General features: G+C 62.4%; 6 protein-coding genes. 5 read left to right on the top strand and 1 reads right to left on the bottom strand.

Annotated elements, in window-relative coordinates; all coding sequences use genetic code 11:
• From glnA to F3087_RS27080, 4 genes are all read left to right on the top strand, one after another.
• Positions 1-1,072 (top strand): type I glutamate--ammonia ligase (glnA, locus tag F3087_RS27095; protein ID WP_150404823.1); only part of this gene is annotated, 1,072 nt, incomplete at its 5' end.
• 62 nt (positions 1,073-1,134) lie between these two features.
• Positions 1,135-2,775 (top strand): glutaminase A, encoded by a 1,641-nt coding sequence (glsA, locus tag F3087_RS27090; RefSeq protein ID WP_150404822.1) that lies wholly within the window; start codon positions 1,135-1,137, stop codon positions 2,773-2,775.
• Between the two features lie 57 nt (positions 2,776-2,832).
• Entirely contained in the window at positions 2,833-4,185 is a 1,353-nt protein-coding gene (locus tag F3087_RS27085; RefSeq protein ID WP_150404821.1) for an ammonium transporter, read from the top strand.
• Positions 4,186-4,271: 86 nt separating this feature from the next.
• Positions 4,272-5,030, top strand: coding sequence for a DsbA family protein (locus F3087_RS27080; RefSeq protein WP_150404820.1), 759 nt, complete (start codon positions 4,272-4,274; stop codon positions 5,028-5,030).
• 23 nt (positions 5,031-5,053) lie between these two features.
• On the opposite strand, the gene F3087_RS27075 is transcribed toward F3087_RS27080, so the two are convergent.
• Positions 5,054-5,698 (bottom strand): NAD(P)-dependent oxidoreductase, encoded by a 645-nt coding sequence (locus F3087_RS27075; protein WP_150404819.1) that lies wholly within the window; start codon positions 5,696-5,698, stop codon positions 5,054-5,056.
• 144 nt (positions 5,699-5,842) lie between these two features.
• Between F3087_RS27075 and F3087_RS27070 the strand changes: the two genes are divergently transcribed.
• Positions 5,843-6,502, top strand: a complete 660-nt coding sequence (locus F3087_RS27070; RefSeq protein ID WP_191094153.1) for an AAA family ATPase — start codon at positions 5,843-5,845, stop codon at positions 6,500-6,502.
• Positions 6,503-6,525 lie beyond the last annotated feature (23 nt).

The raw sequence follows: 6,525 nt of genomic DNA, 5'->3' as shown, positions 1-6,525 counted from the left end.
CGGCATCGCCGACACCGCGTACTTCGGACCGGAAGCCGAGTTCTACATCTTCGACGCCGTTCGTTATGACACAGGCATGAACAGCGCCTTCTATGAGGTCGAGTCGATCTCGGGCGCCTGGAACACCGGCTCGAAGACCAACCCCGATGGCACCCTGAACCGTGGCTACAAGGTCCGCAACAAGGGTGGCTACTTCCCGGTCGCCCCGTACGACCACTACGTCGACCTGCGCGACAAGATCTCGACCAACCTGCAGAACGCAGGCTTCGAGCTCGAGCGCGGCCACCACGAGGTCGGCACCGCCGGCCAAGCCGAGATCAATTATCGGTTCAACACTTTGCTCGCCGCCGCCGACGATCTACAGCTGTACAAGTACGTCATCAAGAACACCGCGTGGGCCGAGGGCAAGTCCGTCACGTTCATGCCTAAACCGCTCTTCGGTGACAACGGCTCGGGCATGCACGTGCACCAATCCTTGTGGAAGGACGGTGATCCACTGTTCTATGACGAGCTGGGATACGCGGGGTTGTCGGATCTGGCGCGGCACTACATCGGCGGCATCCTGCACCACGCGCCGTCGCTGCTCGCCTTCACCAACCCGACGGTGAACTCCTACAAGCGACTCGTCCCCGGCTATGAGGCACCGGTCAATCTCGTCTATAGCCAGCGCAACCGTTCCGCGGCCGTGCGTATCCCGGTGACCGGCAACAACCCGAAGGCCAAGCGCATCGAGTTCCGCGCGCCGGACTCCTCGGGCAACCCGTACCTGGCCTTCGCCGCCATGATGATGGCCGGCCTGGACGGCATCAAGAACAAGATCGAGCCGCTGGCCCCGGTCGACAAGGACCTCTACGAGCTCCCGCCGGAGGAGGCCAAGAACATCCCCCAGGCCCCCACCAGCCTGGCCACGGTCATCGACCGCCTCGAGCAGGATCACGACTACCTGACCGAAGGCAACGTCTTCACCGACGACCTGATCGAGACCTGGATCAGCATCAAGCGCGAGCAGGAAATCGCCCCCGTCAACCTGCGCCCGCACCCGTATGAGTTCGAGCTGTACTACGACGTGTAAGGGCGCACGAGGCTCCAAATTTATTCACAGAGTCGGTTTTATTCGCGTCGAGGAGTAAAGGTATGGTCGTGTCCCATGTGCAGTCCGAGAGGAAGTTGAACAGTAGCGAATCTCGATCGAATCTACCCGCCGAGTCGGTGCCTACCAGCGAGAACGGTTACTACCGGAAGATATTCGATTCGTTCAGCGTGGACAGCGCCGGATGTATTTCGCCGTTGGAGTTGATGAATCGGCTTCATGCGACAGGGCTCAGTCCCCGGGATCCACGTATCCGTGACGCATTGGACAAGCTGACCACGGGTAACGATTCCGGTTCTAATTTCGAGCGGTTCGTCGAGGCCTGCCAGACGGGTCAGCTGATCGCCCGCGCGTTGCGCGGAGACCTGGTGATCCCTGATTTCGCGTCACTGACGACCGACATCACCGAAATATACGATCAGCTGCGGAGTGTGGAGTCGGGCCGGGTGGCGGACTATATACCGCAGCTCGGCCGGGTGGATCCCCAACGTTTCGGCGTTGCGCTCTGCACGACCGACGGCCAGCGGTTCGCTGTCGGTGACGCGGAGATCTCGTACTGCGTGCAGTCGGTCTCCAAGCCGATCAACTACTGCCTGGCGCTGGAGGAGCACGGTGCGGAGGTCGTGCACAGCCACGTCGGACGGGAGCCCAGTGGCCTCGGTTTCAACGAACTCTCGGTCAACAGCGACGGCCTGCCGCACAACCCGATGATCAACGCCGGGGCGATCATGTCGACCTCGCTGCTGAAGCCCGCGGCACCGATTTCCGACCGTTTCGCGCACGTGGCCGACACCTGGCGGCGGCTGACCGCCGGTGGGTCGGTCGGCTTCAACAACGCGGTCTATCTCTCCGAGCGGAAAACCGCGGACCGCAACTTCGCGCTCGGCTATTTCATGCGTGAACACGGTGCGTTTCCCGACGGCACCGACCTCATCGAGACGTTGGAGTTCTATTTCCAGTGCTGCTCGATAGAGATCGACACCAACGCCTTGTCCGTGGTCGCCGGCACCCTGGCCAATGCGGGCATCAATCCACTCACCGGCGAGCGCGTGTTCTCGGTCGACACGGTGCAGAAATGCCTGTCGTTGATGTCGTCGTGCGGAATGTACGACTACTCCGGCGAATTCGCGTTCACCATCGGATTGCCCGCGAAGAGCGGTGTCTCCGGTGCGCTCATGCTGGTCGTGCCCGGTGTCATGGGAGTCGGGATCTGGTCACCACGACTCGACTCGCTGGGAAACTCGGTTCGCGCGGTGGAGTTCTGCAAGAAACTTGTCGCCATCTACAACTTTCATGTCTTCGATTCGCTGACGGTGCAGGAAAGCAGCCGCAAGCGGGATCCACGCCGGAAACGGAATGAAGGCCAGATCGAGGCGACCATCCGGATGCTGTGGTCGGCGAGCCGGGGTGATCTGGACGAGCTGCGGGCATCACTGGCCACCGGTATCGAGGTCGGCGCCGCCGATTACGACGGCAGAACCGCGCTGCATCTGGCCGCCGCGGAGGGGCACACCGCGATCGTGCGGTTCCTGCTGGACCGCGGCGCACAGGTCTCAGCACTCGATCGCTGGGGCGGGACCCCGCTCTCCGACGCCGAACGCGGCGGGTACGCGACGATCGTCGACCTGTTGCGGCAAGCCGAATCCGCCTCCGACACAGCACTCGACATAGCGACTCCGGCCTGAACGGGCCGGCGAATCAGTGTGCCCCGTGACGAATCGGCGTGCACGGTAAGGACATTGATGGGCACCTATCCCCTACTCGGTGTCGCCGACACCGGCGACACTGCCTGGATGTTGACCAGCTCGGCGCTGGTGCTGCTGATGACACCGGGCTTGGCGTTCTTCTACGGCGGCATGGTCAGCAGTAAGAATGTACTGAACACGATCATGATGAGCGTTGTCTCGATGGGCATCGTCGGCGTGCTGTGGTCGATCTACGGCTTCTCTACAGTGTTCGGCGACAACACATTCGGCGTAATCGGCGATCCGGGACAGTTCTTCGGCCTGCGGGGCCTGATCGGCTCCAATGGCACGATTCCGCTGGCCGGAACCATCCCGATGACGGTGTTCGTGGCGTTCCAGTTGATGTTCGCCATCATCACCGTGGCACTGATCTCCGGCGCGGTCGCCGATCGCCTGAAATTCCGTGCGTGGGTTGCCTTCTCGCTGATCTGGACAACGGTCGTCTACTTCCCCGTCGCGCACTGGGTATTCGACTTCGATGTCACCGACGCCGGCGGCAGTCTGGTCCATCGCGGCGGCTGGATCGTCAACCGGTTACAAGCCATCGACTTCGCCGGTGGTACCGCGGTGCACATCAACGCCGGCGCTGCGGGGTTGGCGCTGTGCATCGTGCTCGGCAAGCGCAAGGGCTGGCCACAAGCGTCGAGCCGGCCGCACAACCTGCCGTTCGTCATGCTCGGCGCCGGTCTGATGTGGTTCGGCTGGTTCGGCTTCAACGCCGGCTCCGCGATCTCGTCCAACGGTCTGGCCGGCTCCACATTCTTGACCACCACCTTCGCCACGTGCGCCGCCATGCTGGGCTGGCTACTGGTGGAGCAGCTCCGCGACGGCAAGCCCACCAGCCTCGGCGCCGCGTCGGGCATAGTCGCGGGCTTGGTCGCCATCACCCCGTCCTGCTCGTCGGTGAATGTGCTCGGCGCCTTGGCAATCGGTGCCGTAGCCGGCATCGCTTGCGCGCTGGCGGTCCCGCTCAAATACTCGCTCGGCTTCGACGACACACTCGACGTGGTCGGCGTTCATCTGGTCGGCGGCCTGGTCGGCACCCTGATGATCGGGCTGCTTCTCGTCCCTGAATCCGGTGCCGCGCAATCACTGAACGGCGCCAGGGGCCTGTTCTACGGTGGCGGTTTCAGCCAGCTGGGCAAGCAGGCCGTCGGCGCCTGCGCGGTCCTCGCGTTCTCCTTTGCCGCGTCATTGGTGATCGCCTATGCCCTCAAGTTCACCATCGGTATTCGGGACACCGAGGAAGAGGAGTACGAGGGCAACGATGAATCAGAGCACGCCGAATCAGCATACGGTCCGGCCGCCGCACCCGATACCGCCCAGTCCTCGGTCGGATCGAGCGCATAATCGCCGCATGTTCCCATGTCCGGGAAGATTCTACACTCCCAGCTGATTCGCCGGAACAGATGGAATCTCCCTCGAGCACAACATGAATGAACGGAAATTCGGTGTTGCTTTTCATGAAGCCAGGCGCGCAAAAGATCAATAGTGCACAACGATCCGTACGTATCGGTCGGCGACTGGCAGTCGCGCTCAGCGGAGCCGTCGTATTGATCGCCGGATGCACGTCGACCGCGTCCGTGTATCCGCAACTGTCGAAGACCGCCGCGGCGACCGAGGCCGAAATAAGCGAAGGTGATCAACCGTCAGTGACGGTGGGACCGTCCGCGGCAAAATCGCAGCTCACAATCTGGGAAGACTTCCGCTGCTCCGCCTGTCGCCGGTTCGAGCAGACGTTCCACAGCACGATCCGCCGATTGCAAGACAGCGGACAGCTCAAAAGCGAATACCACCTCGTGACGTCGATCGATGACAAGGTCGGCGGCATCGGATCGCTCGCCGCGGCCAACGCCGCCCTGTGCGCGCAGGACGCCGGTAAGTTCCTCGAGTATCACGACGTCCTGTACGCCAATCAACCCGACGAGGCCGACGACAGATTCGCCGATCCGCAGTTTCTCGTCCAGCTGGCCGGTCAGATGAATGGTCTGGTGACGGAGTCCTTCATCGAATGTGTGCACACCGGCTCGCACGACACCGTGGTCGATCAGTCACACAGCTCGTTCATCGGCGAGCAGTATCGCGGTACGCCGACCGTGTTTCTCAACGGCAAGAACCTGTCCGACGACCCGAATGCTCCGTCGACACCTCAACAACTCGAGCAGGTGATCATGGACGCGAACAACGGCAAGTAGAGGTCGTCGTGCGCCCTTCGGTTTCAGTTACTGATTGCCGGCGCGGCCTCGATGTAGTGCTCGTCGCCGATCTGGGCGGCGGTGAAGGCAGCGATATCGGCACGGGTGACGCGCCATCTGAGTTTATCGATGCCGTAGAAGCCTTCATAGGCAACCCCTCTGGCAGGTCCGTTGGTCGGTATCACGAAACGGACGATGGTCCATTTCAAGCCCGAGTTCATGATCGCCGCCGACATACCCAGCAGTTCGTTGTAGGCGGACCGCAGAAAGGTGCGGGCAATCCACACGGGCACCCGGGTCTGCCAGGTCCTTCGATCCCGGATGTCCAGAACGCTCGGTGTGCCGTTGCCGATGATGCGCCGCACACCATGATGTTTCATTGCCTCGACGATGTGTTCGGTACCACGGGTCAGTGGCCGACCTTTAGCCGCCCGCGGATCCGGGTCCGGCCCGAGCGTGCTGATCACGACATCGGCTCCGGCGACGGCGGCGCGCACGGCAGTGAAGTCGATGATCTCACCGACGACAACCTCGACATCATGCCTCCAGGTCTCGGGTACCTTCGCCGGATCACGCACATAGGCGCGGACGATGTGGCCGGCCGCCGACAGATCGGCGACCACCAGCCGCCCGATCCCGCCGGTCGCGCCGAAAACTGTGACTCTCATCCCAGAGATCCCTCCGGCCGAACTATAATTACTCTGCATGACAACTCCCGAGCGGGAGAAAGATCAATAATTAGCACCGGATCATTGTCGGCGACTGCACTCACCGGATACTCGCCACGGATGGGAAGGCAGATATCAGCTCGAATGGGCGCAGATCAAAACGACGAACCCCGCGATATGGCGGCACTGCGAGCACGGCTGCGGAATGTGTATTGGATCGGCGGTGGCAGCGGCGCCGGAAAATCGACCGTTGCGCGAAACCTCGCAGAACAGCACAACTTGCGGGTGTATTCGACCGACGAAGCAATGCGCGATCACGCGGCACTCAGCGCGCCGGCCGAGGCCCCGTGGATCACCAGGTTTCTCGCGATGAGCATGGAAGAGCGCTGGGTCGAACGGTCTCCGGCAACGATGCTCGAAACATTTCATTGGTTCCGCGGCGAAGGCTTCGATTTCATCGTCGACGATCTGGTGCGGTTGTCCGCTCAATCCGCGATCATCGCCGAGGGGTTCCGGCTGCTGCCATATCTGGTCGCGCCACTGCTGACCACACGGAGCCGCGGCGTATGGCTGCTGCCCACGCCCGGGTTCCGCCGGACAGTCTTCGATCAGCGCGGATGGGAGATCCCGAACAAGACCGGAAATCCGGAGCGAGCCGCGCGAAACCTCCTCGAACGCGACCGGTTGTTCACCGACCGCCTGCGCGCGGAGACCGCACACCTGCACCTGCCTGCCGTCGAAGTCGACTTCACGGTGACCGAGAGCGATCTGACCGGCAAGGTAGGCGCGCTGCTCCGATTGTGAGCCGCCGATGCGCATTCGGAATC

This window comes from Nocardia colli (genome assembly GCF_008704205.1).
GTDB lineage: Bacteria > Actinomycetota > Actinomycetes > Mycobacteriales > Mycobacteriaceae > Nocardia > Nocardia colli.
This window is presented reverse-complemented; position numbering and strand designations above follow the sequence as displayed.